13 protein-coding genes are annotated in these 16,057 nt (G+C 71.3%); 6 read left to right on the plus strand and 7 right to left on the minus strand.

Annotated features, from left to right (window positions below; genetic code table 11):
- Positions 1–48: 48 nt before the first annotated feature.
- Genes KJK29_RS03005 through KJK29_RS03015 form a run of 3 tightly spaced genes read right to left on the minus strand, consistent with a single transcriptional unit; the run spans position 49 to position 3,545 of the window.
- Entirely contained in the window at positions 49–1,461 is a 1,413-nt protein-coding gene (locus KJK29_RS03005) for a class I adenylate-forming enzyme family protein (protein ID WP_215117034.1), read from the minus strand.
- A 6-nt stretch (positions 1,462–1,467) separates the two neighbouring features.
- A complete protein-coding gene (locus tag KJK29_RS03010) occupies positions 1,468–2,724 on the minus strand; it encodes a 3-dehydroquinate synthase II family protein (RefSeq protein ID WP_215117035.1) in 1,257 nt (418 codons plus the stop codon).
- Positions 2,721–3,545, minus strand: a complete 825-nt coding sequence (locus tag KJK29_RS03015; protein WP_215117036.1) for a 2-amino-3,7-dideoxy-D-threo-hept-6-ulosonate synthase — start codon at positions 3,543–3,545, stop codon at positions 2,721–2,723. Before KJK29_RS03015 ends, KJK29_RS03010 begins: the two co-directional genes overlap by 4 nt.
- Before the next feature lie 361 nt (positions 3,546–3,906).
- Here KJK29_RS03015 and KJK29_RS03020 point away from each other — a divergent pair, with 361 nt between their 5' ends.
- On the plus strand, positions 3,907–5,253 hold the full coding sequence (locus tag KJK29_RS03020; RefSeq protein ID WP_215117037.1) for an MFS transporter: 1,347 nt from the start codon (positions 3,907–3,909) through the stop codon (positions 5,251–5,253).
- Between the two features lie 239 nt (positions 5,254–5,492).
- The gene (locus KJK29_RS03025) at positions 5,493–7,010 is read left to right on the plus strand and encodes a catalase (RefSeq protein WP_215117038.1); all 1,518 of its coding nucleotides are present in this window, start codon (positions 5,493–5,495) and stop codon (positions 7,008–7,010) included.
- 99 nt (positions 7,011–7,109) lie between these two features.
- Here KJK29_RS03025 and KJK29_RS03030 read toward each other — a convergent pair whose 3' ends face one another.
- Positions 7,110–8,327, minus strand: a complete 1,218-nt coding sequence (locus tag KJK29_RS03030; protein WP_215117039.1) for a phospholipase D-like domain-containing protein — start codon at positions 8,325–8,327, stop codon at positions 7,110–7,112.
- Between the two features lie 170 nt (positions 8,328–8,497).
- Between KJK29_RS03030 and KJK29_RS03035 the strand changes: the two genes are divergently transcribed.
- Together KJK29_RS03035 and KJK29_RS03040 are read left to right on the plus strand one after the other, a co-directional pair.
- Positions 8,498–8,740, plus strand: coding sequence for a DUF6411 family protein (locus KJK29_RS03035; protein ID WP_215117040.1), 243 nt, complete (start codon positions 8,498–8,500; stop codon positions 8,738–8,740).
- Between the two features lie 109 nt (positions 8,741–8,849).
- Positions 8,850–9,857, plus strand: coding sequence for a collagen-like triple helix repeat-containing protein (locus KJK29_RS03040; RefSeq protein ID WP_215117041.1), 1,008 nt, complete (start codon positions 8,850–8,852; stop codon positions 9,855–9,857).
- A 338-nt stretch (positions 9,858–10,195) separates the two neighbouring features.
- Here the strand turns inward: KJK29_RS03040 and KJK29_RS03045 are convergent, their stop codons facing one another.
- Together KJK29_RS03045 and KJK29_RS03050 are read right to left on the minus strand one after the other, a co-directional pair.
- A complete protein-coding gene (locus KJK29_RS03045; protein ID WP_215117042.1) occupies positions 10,196–11,101 on the minus strand; it encodes an NADP-dependent oxidoreductase in 906 nt (301 codons plus the stop codon).
- Positions 11,102–11,142: 41 nt separating this feature from the next.
- The gene (locus KJK29_RS03050; protein ID WP_215117043.1) at positions 11,143–12,213 is read right to left on the minus strand and encodes an alkene reductase; all 1,071 of its coding nucleotides are present in this window, start codon (positions 12,211–12,213) and stop codon (positions 11,143–11,145) included.
- Between the two features lie 251 nt (positions 12,214–12,464).
- Here KJK29_RS03050 and KJK29_RS03055 point away from each other — a divergent pair, with 251 nt between their 5' ends.
- The gene (locus tag KJK29_RS03055; protein ID WP_215117044.1) at positions 12,465–12,995 is read left to right on the plus strand and encodes a MarR family winged helix-turn-helix transcriptional regulator; all 531 of its coding nucleotides are present in this window, start codon (positions 12,465–12,467) and stop codon (positions 12,993–12,995) included.
- Positions 12,996–13,011: 16 nt separating this feature from the next.
- Here KJK29_RS03055 and KJK29_RS03060 read toward each other — a convergent pair whose 3' ends face one another.
- Positions 13,012–14,400 carry a glycoside hydrolase family 43 protein gene (locus KJK29_RS03060; RefSeq protein ID WP_215117045.1) on the minus strand — a complete coding sequence of 463 codons (1,389 nt, stop codon included), beginning with the start codon at positions 14,398–14,400 and terminating at the stop codon, positions 13,012–13,014.
- A 215-nt stretch (positions 14,401–14,615) separates the two neighbouring features.
- Between KJK29_RS03060 and KJK29_RS03065 the strand changes: the two genes are divergently transcribed.
- A complete protein-coding gene (locus KJK29_RS03065) occupies positions 14,616–16,040 on the plus strand; it encodes an amidase (protein WP_215117046.1) in 1,425 nt (474 codons plus the stop codon).
- Positions 16,041–16,057: the final 17 nt, after the last annotated feature.

Here is a 16,057-nt window from a genome sequence, read left to right on the forward strand (position 1 = left end):
ATCGGGGGGGGGGAATCGCGCGGAAGATGTTCGGGCGGCCCGGGCGGCCTACGGCGTACCGCTCGCCGCCGCCTGCAACGCCGCCGCCTGGCGCAGCAGCTTCCCGTTGGACGTACGCGGCAGGGTCTCCAGCAGCCGGATCACCCGCGGCAGCTTGTAGTCGGCCAGCCGCTCCCGGCACCACCGCAGCAGTTCCTCGGCGGACGGGGGCTCGGCACCGGCGGCCACGGCGACATACGCCTCGGTCACGCCCTCGTGGACCAGGACCGCCTGCTCGACCGCCGGGTGCTCGCGGAGCACCTGCTCGACCTCGGTGAGGTCCACTTTCAGACCGCCGATCACGACGAGCGAGTCGGCCCGGCCGTGCACGCTGACCGCCCCTGTGTCGTCCACGGTGGCCCGGTCCCGGGTGTGCAGCCAGCCGTCCGCGTACTGCGTACCGCCCGAGTCGAAGAGATACGGGGACTCGGCCAGCGCCACGTCCAGCTCGCCCCGGTACTGCCGTACCACCACGCCCGGCGCGGCCCGGCCGACCGAGGGTCGCACCGCGCCGCCGACGTCGATGGCGACGATGCCGGTCTCGGTGGTGCCGTAGGCCTCGCCGACCGGGACGCCGTACCGTTCCGTGAACCGCTCGGCCACCCGTGGAGGCATCAGCTCGCCGCCCGACACGGCGATGCGCAGCTCGGGCAGGGCGGGCGGATCGAGGGCGGACGCGAGGAGTTCGAAGTGCATCGGCACTCCGAACAGGGCGGTGATCCGGTGGTCCACCGCGGTCCGCAGGATGTCGCGGGCGGAGACGCGGGGCGCGAACACCACGGAGACACCGGCCGCCAGCGCGTACAGCAGCCCGCCGATCAGCCCGAAGCTGTGGGCTGTCGAACTGAGCAGCAGCAGCCGGTCGCCCTCCCTCGGCATACCGGGGACCGTGGCGAACGCGTCCACCTCGGCGGCGAGCGACCGGACGGTTCGGCCGATCACCTTGGGCCGTCCCGTGGAGCCCGAGCTGAACTGCACCAGCCGGTGCCCGGTGGCTGCCGGGCGGCCGGTCCTGCGGCACTCGGTGGTGATCTCGTACTCGGGCCGGAAGCCGAACGCCGCCCGGACGTTGGAGCCGGCGCCGACCAGGAACTGCGGCCGGCAGACCGCGCAGAGGGCCTCCACCTCGGCCGGTTTGAGCCGGAAGTCGAGGAGGAGCACCTGCGCGCCCAGGCGCCACAGCGCGAGCAGCACCTCCACCTGGGTGAAGCTGGGCGGTGTCCGCAGGCCCACGGTGCTGGCCGGGCCGATGCCGTATCCGGCGAACACGGCGGCCTGTTTGGCCACCCGCTCACGTAACTCCGCGCGGTTGATTGTGTTCTGTCGGTGCGTCAGGAATGGGAGCCCGTCGTCCCGGGCGTCGAACAGCCGCTGGACGAGGGAGCCCATCGAGTCGGGCGGGTCTGTCGCGCGTTCGCCCATGAGGCCTCAGACCTCCTTGCAGAACTCGCCGATGGGCAGGCCGACATGGCGCTTGTCCGTGGCCAGATAGCCGAGCAGTTCGTCACCGGTGCGCAGTTCGGTGACATTGAGGACCTTCCCGCCCGGGCCGAGCACCCGTACGTGCCAGTCGTCCTGCACGGTCAGGCTGACCAGCCGTCCGTCCTCGGCGTGGGTGCGGATCTCCAGCAGCGGCCGGGACTCCAGCTTGGCGCGGCCGACCACGACCCGCCGGGTACGGCCGTCGGCGCCGACCGCCAGCAGGACGCTGCCGGAGCCCACCTCGCTGAGGTAGTTGGTGCGGTTGTCCGGTCCGAGCGTGTACGAGTGCAGGGCCCCGGCGTTGACCCGGAACGGCCGGGTCGGCATGTACGGCAGCGGGTGGGTCTCGCTGCAGCACAGGACGAAGCCGGAGGAGTACGAGCCGACGAGGATGCCCTCGTCCTCCTCGAAGTGGGAGCAGGTGTCCACGCACACCCGGTCGCCGAGTCCGACGTGCCGGATGCTCTCCACGGTCAGCGTGGACAGCTCCAGTTGGAGCGTGCCGGCCTGCAGCAGCCGGGCCAGTGCGAACACCTCGTCGGCGCTGCGGGGCGTGAAGAGGATGCCGTCCGAGCCGCGTTCGAGGACGTCGAAGACGATCGCCGCCTCCTCCAGGCCGTCGACGACGGTCACCAGCTTGCCGTCGGCGGACTCGGCCGCGGCGAGCACGATCTCCAGCGGGATCTTGGTCGGGTCGGCGAAGTGGATGACGGTGTACGGCAGTTTCATGGCGCCCGCGCACGAGAGCTGAAGCGTGCGGTCGTCCCGTACGTCGACGATGCCGGCGGCGGGTGTGCCCCCAGTGGCGCGGTTGCCGACGGCGAGGGCATCCAGTTCGTCCTCGGTGCCGAACCTCCGCAGCAGAACGTCGATTCCGGTGCCGGGCGCAGAGCGTGCGGACTCGGTCGGGGAGCTTCCGGGGCCGGACGGGGACCCGGCGTCGGGGGCGCCCTTCCCCTCCTTGGCACCGGGAGCCTTCCCGGCCGTGCCCGTGCCCTTCTCCTCCTTGGCGCCGGGCTTCTTGGTGGCGGTCGGGCTCTGACCCTCGGGCGCCAGTACCCGGGTGACGGTCGGGGGCAGGGTCGCGAGCAGCTCGGCGTCGGCGGCCACCACCCCGGCCATCCGGGCGTGGACGGCCGCGTCCACCACGGCCTGGAGCTGCCGGCCGGGGACTTCCCGCAGATCGATCCATGCGAACCTCATGCGACTCCTGCCACGAACGTCGAGGGGGTGGTCATGCTCATGTCATGCGGGGCATGCGGGGCACCGTCGCCGTGCACGACCGCGGCGAGACGCGCCACCAGCGAGGCGGGTGAGGGGGCCGAGAAGATCCGGCGGCCGACGGCCAGCCCCCGGCAGCCGGTGGCCATCACGGCGGTGCCGTACTCGACGAGGTCGGTGCCGTCCGGCGGACCTCCCGCCGCGAGGACGGGGATGGGACTGCCCGCCACCACCTCCGCCATCCGCTCCACCGGCAGGGCGACGGAGGTCTTCACCATGTCCGCGCCCAGGTCCGCGGCGACGTTGGCCAGGTGCGCGAGCAGGGCGGGATCACGCGGGTCCTCGATCCGGGGGCCGCGGGGGTAGACCATCGCGATCAGCGGCATGCCCCACGCGTCGCAGGAACGGGCCACCGCCCCGAGGTCGGAGAGCTGCCGCGCCTCGGTGTCCGAGCCGATGTTCACATGGACGCTGACCGCGTCCGCGCCGAGCCGCAGGGCCTCCTCGACATCGGCGACCAGCACCTTGGCATGGACGTCGGCGGAGCAGGCCGTACTGGCGCTCAGATGCACCACCAGCGCGCAGTTCTTGAGGATGTCCGGCGCGACGGCGCGGGCACGCCCCTTGTGGACGATGATCCCGTCGGCCCCGCCGTCCACCAGCGCTCGCAGCAGGCCGTCCCACTGGCCGGCGGGGACGATCGGGCCGTCCGAAACGCTGTGATCGAGAGGAACGAGCAGATGCCGGCCGTCACCCGCCGGCGAAAGTCTTCTCAAGCGTAATAACTTGCCGGTTTTCAGCATGGGTAATACGCCTCCCAGCCGGTGGTCGCATAAAGTCCGAAAAACGATGGTCGTAGAACTTTCAAGTTGCGCCGCAGTGAGCATTTACCGCCCGGCATCCGGTTGGCAAGGTGCGATCACCGGTCAATTTTTATGCGAGCCTCGGAATTAATATTGACAGCAACGTGACAGGTGCAGCAGGATTGACGCCCGCCTGAGGTGCTGTTCGTTGCATTTTGTTGCGGATGCCACGTGTAAACGGCCGACAATTCTTCCGCCACTCCCGTCGCCTTGTTCGACAATTCGGACGACCGGATTTCTCCGGCACTCTCCCGGACGGTTCCTTGTCGAATTCGAATTTCCGGCTCTAGGGTGACGTCCCATGCCCGAATCACCGAGAGCGGCCGCGTCCCCACCATCGACGGAGAAAGCCACGGCACGGACCGAGGCCCCGAGGGTCGCGTTCGCGAGCCTCGTCGGCACCACGATCGAGTACTACGACTTCGCCGTGTACGGCACGGCCTCCGCGCTGGTCCTCGGTCCCGCCTTCTTCCCGTCCGGCAACCCCACCGTCTCCTCACTCGCCGCGTTCCTCACCTTCGCCGCGGCGTTCCTGTCCCGTCCCCTCGGCGTCGTCCTGTTCGGGACGATCGGTGACCGGCTCGGCCGAAGACAGGCCCTGGTCGCCTCCCTCTTACTCATGGGCGTCGCCACGGTCGGCGTCGGACTGCTCCCCACGTACGAGACCGCGGGACTCCTCGCTCCCGTCCTGCTGGTGACACTCCGTCTGCTCCAGGGCCTCAGCATGGGCGGCGAGTGGGGAGGGGCCGTGCTGCTCGCCGCCGAGCACGCGCCGCCCGGCCGCCGCGCGCTGTACGCGTCCGTCCCCCAGGCCGGCCCCTCGCTCGGCTTCCTGCTGTCCAGCGCCGTCATCCTGCCCACGCTCCACCTCGCGGGCCGGGACGGCTTCGGCGACTGGGCCTGGCGCATCCCGTTCCTGCTCAGCACCGTGCTCGTCGTGATCGGCCTGTGGGTCCGTACGACGGTCTCCGAATCACCCGTCTTCCGCGAGACGGCCCATCGCACAGCACCGGTCGGGGGCTCGGTCCCCACGTCCCGCTTCCCGCTGGCCACGCTCCTCAAGCGGTACCCCGGACGGCTGCTGCTCGGCACGGGCGCGGCGATCGGCGGTTCCGCCGTCTACTACCTGACGATCGTCTACAGCCTCTCGTACGGCCCGAAGGAACTGGGCATCCCCCAGAACACGATGCTGACCGCCGCGAGCATCGGCGCCGCGGCCGGCATCGCCATCACCCTCCCGGCCGCCAGGCTCTCCGACCGGATCGGCCGCCGCCCGGTGATGCTGACCGGCGCCGTCGGCTGCGTGCTGTGGGCGGTGCCCATGTACGCCTCCCTGAGCTCGCGCGACGCCTGGGTGATCACCGGCGCCTACACGGTCGGCCTCATGCTGCTCGCGCTCATGTTCTCCCCGGTGGCCGCGTTCCTCCCCGAACTGTTCCCCGCCCGGCTGCGCTACAGCGGAGCCTCCGCGGCCTTCATCCTCGCCAACACCCTCGGCGGCGGCTTCGCCCCGCTGGTCGCCACCTGGCTGAACAGCCGGTGGGATTCCCCGCTCGTCCTGGGCTTCTACACCGGCGCCCTCTGCCTCCTCAGCCTGCTGTGTCTGCTGGCCCTTCCGGAGACTCGCGACCAGGACTTCGACGCCTGACGGTCGGGATCCGCACCCATCCGGGCGAGAAGGTGTCCGCAGGAGGGGGCTTCTTCGGCCGCGTCGCGCAAGCCGGTCAGCGGCACGGCATTCATAGCTGCGGAAGTTCCGCGCATCGGTCGCGAAAGCGATGTTTGTGGCGGCCGATGAAGGTCACCTGGCCTGGACGGGACCGACAGGCTCCGGGCGCGGGCAGCGTGCCTGGTGCGCCGCTGCTCCGTACGACGAAAGGCAGACTCATGACGGAGACCCCACCTTTCACCACGACCGATTCCGGCGCCCCGGTGGAGAGCGACGAGCATTCGCTCACCGTGGGCCCCGCCGGTCCGATCCTGCTCCAGGACGCCTATCTGATCGAGCAGATGGCGCAGTTCAACCGGGAGCGGATCCCCGAGCGCCAGCCGCACGCCAAGGGAAGCGGCGCTTTCGGCCACTTCGAGGTGACCCACGACGTCAGCGCCTACACCAAGGCCGCGGTCTTCCAGCCGGGGACACGCACCGACCTGGTCACCCGCTTCTCGACCGTCGCCGGTGAGCGCGGCAGCCCGGACACCTGGCGCGACCCGCGCGGCTTCGCGGTGAAGTTCTACACCAGCGAAGGCAACTACGACATGGTCGGCAACAACACGCCGGTGTTCTTCGTGAAGGACCCGATGAAGTTCCAGCACTTCATCCGCTCCCAGAAGCGCCGCGCCGACAACAACCTGCGCGACCACGACATGCAGTGGGACTTCTGGACGCTTTCGCCCGAGTCCGCCCACCAGGTCACCTGGCTGATGGGCGACCGCGGCATCCCGCGGACCTGGCGCCACATGAACGGCTACACCTCCCACACCTACATGTGGATCAACGCCGCCGGCGAGCGCTTCTGGGTGAAGTACCACTTCAAGACCGACCAGGGCATCGAGTTCTTCACCCAGCACGAGGCCGACCAGATGGCGGCGGCCGACACGGACTACCACACGCGTGATCTGTTCGAGCACATCCGCGACGGCGACTTCCCGAGCTGGACCCTGCATGTGCAGGTGATGCCGTACGAGGAGGCCGCGAGCTACCGCTTCAACCCCTTCGACCTCACCAAGGTGTGGCCGCACAGCGACTACCCGCTGATCCCGGTCGGCCGTATGACGCTCGACCGCAACCCGACCGACAATCACGCGCAGATCGAGCAGGCGGCCTTCCAGCCCAACAACCTCGTCCCCGGCATCGGCCCCAGCCCGGACCGCATGCTGCTGGCCCGGCTGTTCTCCTACGCGGACGCGCACCGCCACCGGATCGGCGGCAACTACCAGCAGCTTCCGGTGAACGCCCCCGTCGTGGACGTCCACACCTACTCCAAGGACGGGGCGATGGCGTACCGCAACACCACCGACCCGGTGTACGCCCCCAACTCCAAGGGCGGCCCCGCGGCCGCCACCGCGCGCTACTCCCCGCCCAGCTGGGAGGCCGACGGCTCCATCACCCGCGCGGCCTACGTCAACCATCCCGAGGACGACGACTGGGGCCAGCCCGGCACCATGGTGCGCGAGGTCCTGGACGACGCCGCGCGCGACCGGCTGGTCGACAACGTCGTCGGCCACCTCCTCAACGGCGTCTCGGAACCCGTCCTCAAGCGGGCCTTCGAGTACTGGTCGAAGATCGACAAGACCCTCGGCGACCGCATCGAGCAGGGTGTGCGCGCGAAGGCGGACGAGAAGGACCCCAAAGCCGCCGACCAGGGCAATCCCGCACGGAGCGGCATGCAGGCCAAAGCCTGAGGGATCAGGCCCCACGGTGGGCTTCCACCGCCCGGCACCGCCGGGCGGTGGAAGCCCACCGACCTGTGCGCGGCGGACGAAGTGGCCGTCAGCGGGCTGTCACAGGAACCGGCGAAGGGGCTGGACGGCGGCCTCGCGGGCGCGCTGGAGAAGGGAACGCCGCTTCCAGCGACCCCTCCGGATCGCCTCGGCGACCGCCCTGTCGGCCTCGAAGTGCGCGTCCAGGGTCGCGGTGAACTCCGCGTCCAGGACGGCGAGCATGACCTCCTCGTCGTGGTCGAGGGAGCGCCGGTTGAAGTTGGTCGACCCGATGAGGGCCGCCGTGCGGTCCACGGTGATGACCTTGGCGTGCATCATCGTCGGTTGGTACTGGTAGATGCGCACCCCGCAGGCGAGCAGGTCGTCGTAGTAGTGCTGTCCGGCCAACTGGCAGACGCGCTTGTCGGTGTGCGGCCCGGGCAGCAGGATCTCCACCTCCACACCACGCCGTGCCGCCGCGCACAGGAGTTCGATGAAGTAGGCGTCCGGGGAGAAGTAGGCGGTGGCCAGCCGGAAACGCTCCTCGGCGGATTCGATCATGACCCGGATCAGGGTCTGCATGTCCTGCCAGCCGAAGCTGGCGGAGCCGCGCACCACCTGCACCACCGCGTCGCCCTGGGGGCGGTGGCCGGTGAACCGGTCGCGGTCGTCGAAGAGTTCGTCGTGGCACTCGGCCCAGTTCTGTGCGAACGCCGCCGCGACGCCGTCCACGGCGGGTCCCCGCACCTGGACGTGGGTGTCCCGCCATTCCCGCGGGTTGCGGGCGTCGCCGCACCATTCCTCGGCGATGCCCACGCCACCGGTGAAGGCCACCTGCTCGTCCACGACCAGCACCTTGCGGTGGCAGCGGTGGTTCTGCTTGAGCGGCGACAGATGCGCGGGCTTGCGGAACCACGCCACCTGGACGCCCACCCGCTCCATCTCCGCCAGCAGTTCGCTGTCGATGAGCCGGCTGCCGAAGCCGTCCAGCAGCAGCCGCACCCGCACCCCGGCCCGGGCTCGCTCCGCCAGGGCGTGCGCGAAGTCGCGGGCGATGTCGCCCTTCCAGTACACGAACGTCATCATGTCCACCGTGTGCTCGGCGGAGCGGATGGCGTCGAGCATGGCCGGGAAGATCTCGTCCCCGTTGCGCAGGGGGAGCAGCGCGTTGCCCTCGGTCGCCGCGACGCCGATCAGACGCTCCAGACGTCGCCGTATCCGCTCGGCACGCTCCTTCGCGGGTCCGGCGCCCGCCGGCTCGGCGGTCGAGACCGGCGGCCCCTCCTGGACACTCGTCATGCCCTCTTCCCTCCCGGCGAACCCGCCCCTGTGCCCGTCGGCGCGCGCCGACGTAGCTCCGGTTGCCCTGTTCGTCGTCGCGCATGCCCGCCTCTTCCGTCGGCGGGTTCGCGCATGGCCCCGCCGCCCTGGGGCAATCGGCAGACACGTCTCACAGTGAGGAGTTCAGCATGATGATCGTCGGCATCGTCGCCGTGTGCGTCGTTCTCGCGGTTCTCGCGTTCCTCGTGCCGCGCCTGTCCCACCATCCGCAGCGCGGCACCCAGCGCACGCTCGGAGCCGGGTCACGGGCCGGCGGGAAGGCCCCCGGCATCCTGGGCCGCGCTCTCAGCAAGCCCTTCCGCAGCAGTTCCAAGGCTGTCGGCCGCAGCGGTGCGGCCGGCCGACGGGCCCGTGGCCGCATGCCGTTCTGACCGGCGCGGCGGCCCTCACCCTCGCCTGGACGGACGGCACTGACCGCGCATCGATTCCGATATCGGACCAGAATGGTCGAAAGATACGCCGATCCGCGGAGGCGTGGCGATGCGCGGAAACGCCGAGAACGACGAGGGCTCCGTCGACGACTACGAGGAATACGAGGAGTACGACGACGAGCACGGTGACGGACTCGACGCCGGGGACGGTGACGAGTACGCCGATGCCGAGGCCTACGACGAGGAGGACGCCGCCGGGGAGAGCCCCGATGTCTACCTCGACGTTCCGGTCCTGAAGGTCGACGAGATCGACCTGGATGTCGAGGACCTGCGGGCGCATGTCTCGCTCCAGGCCGAGGTGCTGGATCTACTCAAACTCAACGTCGGCGCCGACGTCGCCCTCGGCCGGGTGCACCTGGGCATCTCGGGCGTCGAGGCCCAGGCCCAGCTCAAGGTGCGGCTCCACAACGTCGCGAAGATCATCGACCGGGTGCTCACCACGCTCGACCGCAACCCGGAGCTCCTGCACGAGCTGGCGCGTGGGGTCGGGTCCGCTGTGCGGGAGGTGGGCCAGGGCGCCGGGACGGCCGTGCGGGAGGTCGGGCAGGGCGCAGGTGGCGCCGTCCAGGAGGTGGGTCAGGGCGCCGGAGCCGCCGTCCAAGACGTGGGGCGCGGCGCCGGAGCTGCCGTTCAGGACGTGGGGCAGGGCGTCGGCTCCGTGGCTCAGGACGTCGGACAGGGGGCCGGTAAGGCCGTTCAGGACGTGGGGGCTGGTGCCGGGCGCGCGGTGGAGGACGTCGGCCAGGAGACGAGCCGGGCCGTCGGAAACGCCGGCGAGGTGGTGAGCGGCACCGCCGAAAGCGTGGCCGGACAGGCCGCGGGTGTGACCGAAGCGGCGGGCGACACCGTACGGGACGGCGGCCGGGCCGCCCGAGGCGCTGCGGAGACGGCGAACGCCGCCGCCGGGGGCGACGAGCCGGCCGAGCCGCGCGCGGCGCGCAAGGCCGACCGGAGCCAAGAAGGCACCCGCACGCGCCGGGTACGCGGAGAGGACGGGAAGCTGCCCGCGCGGCCCAGTCGCCGCCGGTCCGCCCGGAAGTCCGAGGAGCCGCCCTGAACGCCGGGAGCGGGAACCGGGAGCCCGGAGGGAGACATCGCGTTCCGGTCGACGGTCCACGCCGAACGGCTCCGCTTCACCGAGGAGCCCAGGACAGCCGTCCGCTTCCCCGGCACCGGCGAGCGGAGGTCGACGAGCCACAGCGACCGCACCCACCTGCCTGACCCGGTCACCCCCGGCCAGGACTACCAGGACGTCACGGTCACCTACCGCCTCGCGACCCGGCTCACCACCGGCCCTCGGCGTTCGTGCCGGTGAGGGCCCGGTCCGCCCGGAGGACCGGCTGCGCCCTCGCGGCCGCCTCGCCCGTGTGAGCAGGGCGAGGCGGCACCGGGAGGTCAGGGCAGCAGGACGGCCTTGCCCCGGTTGCGGTGGGCTTCCAGGTCGGCGTGCGCGGTGGCCGCCTGCTCGAGCGGGTAGGTCCGCCAGACGGGCAGGGTGAGCGTGCCGGCGGCGGCCGACCGGACCAGCTGCGGCAGAGCGTCCTCCGCCTGGTCGGCGCCGCCGGCGCTGAAGCGGACGCCGTGCTGCGCGGCGGACATGTCGGCGATGGTGATGACGTGCGCGCTGTCGCCGGTCAGGGCGACGGAGTCGGCGAGGACGCCGGCGCCGGAGGCGTCGAAGACGTAGTCGACCCCTTGGGGCGCGGCGGCTTCCACCCGCTGTACCCAGCCGTCGCCGTAGCGCACGGCGGTGGCTCCGAGCGCGGTGACCCGCTCGATGTCGTGCTCGCCGGCCGTCGCGATGACGGTGACGCCGCGGGCGACGGCCAATTGCACCGCGATCACGCCCACGCTGCCGCCGGCCCCGTGGACCAGCAGAGTCTGTCCCTCGCCCACGCCCAGTTGGCCGAGGACACGGGACGCGGTCCGGCCGACAGTCACCAGCGATGCGGCGACCTCCCAGGACAGCGCCGCGGGCTTGGCGACCGGCCGCTCCAGCAGCGCGTACTCGCTGTAGCCGCCGCCCGCGGTGGCGCCCAGGACCTCATCGCCGACCGCCGCGTCGGCTCCCTCGCCGACCGCGTCGACGACACCGGCCGCGTCCAGCCCGAGGATCACGGGGAAGGGCGCTGGGCCGGCGCCGGCCATCAGGCCGGAGCGGATCTTCATGTCGAGCGGGTTCACGGAGGCGGCTCGCGTCCGGATCCGGACCTGGCCCGGGCCGGGCTCGGGCACGGTGACCTCCGACAGACGCAGCACCTCGGGCGCGCCGTACTCGGAGATGGTGATCGCTTTGGACATCAGAAACTCCCAGGTAGGGGCGGAGTCGGCGGGGCCGCCGCTCAGGCGGTGAGGGTGGGGTAGTCGGTGTAGCCGCGGTGGTCGCCGCCGTAGAAGCTGGACTTGTCCGGGTCGTTGAACGGACCGCCGGCGGCGAGACGCCGGGGCAGGTCGGGGTTGGCGAGGAACAGCGCCCCGTAGGCCACCATGTCCGCGCTGCCGTCCTCGATCAGCTTCAGCGCCTCGGGGCCGGTGGTGTCGGGGTAGGTGAACGGGTTGAGGACGAACGTGCCGGTCCAGGTCTTGCGCAGCCGCGAGGTCAGCTCGGAGTCAGGGCCCTCCATCAGGTGCAGATAGGCAAGGTCCAGACCGGAGATCCGGTCCAGCAGGGCCCCGTAGACCTCGCCCGGGTTGTCCTCGGCGATGTCGTTGTACCGGTTGCCGGGCGAGATCCGCAGACCGACTCGCCGCCCGCCGATCGCCTCGGCGACGGCCGTGACGACCTCGACGGCGAACCGGATCCGGCCCTCGGCGCCGCCGCCCCAGGCGTCGGTGCGCAGGTTGGTGTTGTCCGCGAGGAACTGGTGGATCAGGTACCCGTTGGCACCGTGGATCTCCACACCGTCGAAACCGGCCTCGACGGCGTTGCGAGCCGCGTGCGCGAAGTCGGCGACGGTCTGCAGGATCTCGTCTTCGCTCAGCTCCTTCGGCGTGACGAAGTCCTGCGGCCCCTGGTGGGTGTAGACGCGCCCCTGGGCGGCGACCGCCGAGGGCCCCATCGGCGTCAGGCCGTCGGGCAGCAGGCTCGGGTGACCGATGCGGCCGGTGTGCATGAGCTGGGCGAAGATCACGCCGCCCTCGCGGTGTACGGCGTCGGTCACCGTCCGCCAGGCCCGTACCTGTCCGGGGGTGTGCAGACCGGGGGTGTCGGGGTAGCCCTGGCCGACCGCCGAGGGCTGGACGCCCTCGGTGACGATCAGCCCGGCGGCGGCGCGCTGCGCGTAGTAGGTCGCCATCAGCTCGGTCGGCTCGGCGCCGGGGCCGTAGGCGCGGCTGCGGGTCATGGGCGCCATCACGACGCGGTTCGTCAGGCGCGTGCCGCCCAGGTCGATCGGGTCGAAAGCAGTGGTCATGGGTCGTTCCCTCGGGATGGGTGTGCTGTGCGGGCTGGACGCGCCGTGGCGCGTCGCCAGCCGTTTCCTGTCTGAACAAGTAAATCACTTGTCCGAACAGGAAATTCCCTCGGCCCGTCCCCCGGGGATCGGAAGTGAGGTGGATAACACCCATCTAGCTGGGCGTATGTGCGACTCGACAGACGAAGCTCCGGCGGGCACCCCGGCGGAAGTTAGAATCCATCCTGTTCAAACAGGAGAGTGAGGGAGAGATGGCGGAGTCCACACCTGACGCCGGGCCGGTTTCCGGGGTGACGGAACAGGAAGCGACCGTGCCGGTCCCCGGCGCGGCCAGCGGCGGACCGATCAGCCACGCGATCTTCCGGCTGGCCCGGCTGCACCGCATGCTCGCGGGACACCTGCTGCGGCGGATCGGCCTGCACCCGGGCCAGGAGCTGGTCATGATGCACCTCTGGGAGCTCGGCCCCCAGCGTCAGATCGACCTGGTGCGCCTGATGGACTCCGACGCCGCCACCATGACCCGCACCGTCCGCCGCCTCGAACAGGCCGGCTTCGTGCGCCGCCGCCCCTCACCCACCGACAAGCGCGCCTCGCTCATCGAACCGACAGCGGCCAGCCACGCCCTGCGCCGGGAGGTGGAGCGGGTCTGGAGCCGGCTCGAGGACATCTCCACCGCGGGGCTCTCGGGCGACGAGTGCACCGACGCCCTCGCCACCCTGGAGCGCCTGGAGCAGAACCTCGTACGAGCCGCCACCCAGGCCACGGAGCGGGACCCGGAGTAGTCCGGAGGGGTGCGGGTCAGACCCAGGAGGCCACCGGCACGAACGAACTGTCCTGCCGGAACTGGTCTGTTCCGTTCGAGCGTTCCACGCGGAGCTGGTAGGCGTAGTGGCGCAGGTAGTGCCCCGGGTAGTTGTACGACTCGAAGCGGACGGAGCCCGACGCCGTGCCGGTCCGCAGGACGAACGTGGCGTCCTTGGCGAAGGTGCTCGTGCCGTCGTTCGGGTCGAAGCGGGCGCGGAAGTCCCAGTGGCGCAGGTAGTTGCCGGCCGCGTCGCGGAAGGAGCAGCCGTTCGCGTCGGCGAGGCCCGCGACGACCGTGAAGGTGGCGGCCTGCTTCTCGGCGGTGGTGCTGGAGCCGCTGACCACGGGGAGGTTGAGGAGCGCCGACTGCTGCTGCCAGTAGCGGGTGGAGTAGTTGGCCGACCGGAAGGAGCGGGTGACGTTCCGGGCCAGTGTCGGGCCGCCCGCGACCGTCTCCTTGACCACGGTGAAGTGCCGTGCGGTTCCGGAGATCGCGGGCAGTGCGGCCGGTGCCGACCAGGTGGCGAAGGTGTCGTGGCTGTCGCTGTAGTAGTAGGTGCCGTCGCCGTAGCCGTCGAAGAAGATCCGCCAGCCTCCGTTGTCCAGTTGCACCAGCGCGGGGCCCTCGCGGTAGCTGCCCCAGCCCGCCCAGTCGCCGGTCCGGCGGATCGTGTAGGGGCCGGTGAGGTTCGTGGCGGTGGCGTACTCGATGTACTTCGTCGTCTCGTTCTTCGGGAAGGCGTGGTAGGTCGAGCCGATCTTCACGATGAACGTGTCGATGTGGTTGGCACCGATGCCGGAGAGCGCCACCGGTGAACTCCACGCCGTGAGGGCGGAGTTCGTGGCCCTCAGCCGGTACGGCGTGAAGATCCACTCGTCGTTCGTGGTGGAGCAGGACACGATGACGTTGACGCTGCCGTCGCTGTCGACGAACCACTCGGGCGCCCAGGCGCGGGAGAGGTTCGCGACGGGGACCGTGTAGTCGTACAGGAACGTCCAGTTGGCGCGGTCGGAGCTGCGGGCGAAGCCGATGGTGGTGCTGGTGTCCTGCCAAGTTCGCGTGGTGTAGGTGACGTAGTAGAAGCCGTCGGTGTGTCTGAGGACGCTCGCGTCGCGGATCCGGCCCGCCGGTGGTGTGTAGGCGGAGGAGCGCAGCAGCCGGAAGTCGGTGGCGTCGTCCGACTGGTAGACGTTGACCGTGCCGTCATCGCTGTTGAGGAACGGCACGATCGTGTAGCGGGTGGCCGAGCCGTTCGGGGGTGCGGCGGCCAGGGCGCTGCCGAGCAGTCCGGGGGTCTCGCCGAGCAGCAGCGCCGAGGCGGGCAGGGCGGCCGCGGCGCGCAGCAGGGTACGGCGGGACGGGGCGGCGGGACGGGGAGTCATGTGCGGCTCGCTCTCGACGCAGGGGGTCGAAATACCGAACAGGGTTCGGAAAGTCGGTCAGAAGGTAGAGCTGAGGCAGAAGTGCGTCAATGGTTTTGTACGAGAGCCGCTGAGCCCCGAAGGGATCGGTGAACATCCACTTCCCTCGCCCCCGTTCCGTCACCGGCCATCGGACGTTACCGTTCGGTAGACCGCTCGCTCCCGGAGGTGTCCGCATGACGCTCGACCGCGCCGCAGGCCTGGCGGAGACCGCCCGCGCGCTGGCCGCCGGGGAGGTGACGTCCCGCGCCCTGGTGGAACTCACACTGGCGCGGATCGAGGCGACACAGGGCAGCCTCAACGCCTTCCGGATCGTCCGGGCCGAGGCCGCGCTCGCCGAGGCGGAGGCCGCCGACCGGGAGCTGGCCTCGGGAGCGCGCAAGCCGCTGCTGGGCGTCCCGGTGGCGGTGAAGGACGACATGGACGTGGCCGGCGAGCCGACCGCCTTCGGCTGCTGCGGGGAGTTCCCGCCGGTCGCCGAGGACGGTGAGGCCGTACGGCGGCTGCGCGCGGCCGGGGCCGTGATCGTCGGCAAGACCAACACCTGCGAGTTCGGGCAGTGGCCCTTCACCGAGGGGCCCGCCTTCGGCGCGACCCGCAACCCGTGGAGCACGGAGCACACGCCCGGCGGATCGTCCGGGGGATCGGCCGCCGCGGTCGCCGCCGGGCTGGTACCCGCCGCGCTCGGCTCGGACGGCGCCGGCTCGGTGCGGATCCCGGCCGCGTGGACCCATCTGGTCGGCATCAAGCCGCAGCGCGGCCGGGTCTCCACCTGGCCGCGCGGTGAGTCCTTCCAGGGCATCACCGTCAACGGCACCCTGGCCCGCACGGTCGCCGACGCGGCCCTGCTGCTGGACGCGGCGAGCGGCAATCACGCGCTGGACCCGCACCGGCCACGGCCCGTCGACGCGTCGGCGGCCGTCGGCCGCGACCCCGGGCGGCTGCGGATCGCGCTCTCGCTCAAGCCGCCGTTCACGGCGGTGCCCGCCCGGCTGCTGCCCGAGGTGCGGACCCGGATCGTCGAACTCGCGGAGCGACTCGCCGCGTTGGGGCACACGGTCGAGGAGGCGGACCCGCCGTACGGGCAGATCGGGCTGACCTTCGTGCCGCGCGCGACGGCCGGGATCGCCGAGCGGGTGGGCGAGGCGCCCTTCCCGGCGCTGCTGGACCGGCGCACCCGGGACGCGGCCAGGCTGGGCCGGCTGCTGGGCGGGGCCCCGCTGCGGGCGGCCCGGCGGGCGGAGACCGTCCTGCACCGCCGTATCGGAGGGTTCTTCACCTCGTACGACGTGGTCCTCGCGCCGACGACCGCCGCTCCCCCGCCCCGGATCGGCGCCCTGCTCGAACTCAGCGGATTCGCCACCGACCGCGCGATGATCGCCGCCTGTCCGTACGCCTGGCCGTGGAACGTGCTGGGCTGGCCGGGCGTCAATGTGCCCGCCGGGTTCACGCCCGACGGCCTGCCCGTCGGGGCGCAGTTGCTGGGGCCGGCCGACAGCGAGCCGCTGCTGCTGCAGGTGGCGGCCCAGTTGGAGGCGGAGCTGCGCTGGTACGAGAAGTGGCCCTCGCCGCCGGTCACGGCACGTTCCGCTGCCGCCTGAGCGACCGTACGCTGTCT

The sequence above is a fragment of the Streptomyces koelreuteriae genome, from assembly GCF_018604545.1.
Lineage (GTDB): Bacteria > Actinomycetota > Actinomycetes > Streptomycetales > Streptomycetaceae > Streptomyces > Streptomyces koelreuteriae.